At 38.4% G+C, this 529-nt stretch carries 1 protein-coding gene; it reads left to right on the top strand.

Annotated elements, in window-relative coordinates; translation table 11 throughout:
- Nucleotides 1-52 precede the first annotated feature (52 nt).
- The gene (locus ACFINA_RS09790; protein WP_375607640.1) at nucleotides 53-529 is read left to right on the top strand and encodes a hypothetical protein; all 477 of its coding nucleotides are present in this window, start codon (nucleotides 53-55) and stop codon (nucleotides 527-529) included.

The following is a 529-nucleotide window of genomic DNA, read 5'->3' as shown; positions in this document are numbered from 1 at the left end:
AACAGGCTTTAGAGCCTTTTTATTGTAAATAAATCCATTGAAAGAGGGGAAAATGAAAAAAATCTTAAAACTATTGAGCTGCATAGCTCTCTTAACTACAGCTGGATGTGTTAACCAACCTCCTCCATCAACTTTAGCATTATGGGAAAAACCAGGTGTCGATAAAGCGATGATCCAACAATCCTTGTCAAAATGTGGTTGGAAACCGGTTTATGCTTCTCCTGACGATATGAATTCGTATGCGAGTGAATTTGCCTCAGTTTATGAGTGCATGAAAAAAGCAGGTTTCCGGTATAAATTGCAAGATTCAAAAGGGATCTATTTTACACAACCTCCAAAAAGTGGCTCATTCTTAAGCAATTTAATGATAGCAGGATATCAGCAGTTTATGGACAATGACACCTTTGGTGTGACCAATAAAACGAAACAGGAACGCGCTTTACTAACGCATTTTGAGGATGAAAGAAAACGTCAGCAAAAGCAAAAAGCTTTACAAAAGCGATCACCAAAGCGTCCTCCCCATCGTTAA

Origin of the sequence: Bartonella sp. AC10YNML (genome assembly GCF_042196825.1) — a bacterium.
Lineage (GTDB): Bacteria > Pseudomonadota > Alphaproteobacteria > Rhizobiales > Rhizobiaceae > Bartonella.
This window is presented reverse-complemented; position numbering and strand designations above follow the sequence as displayed.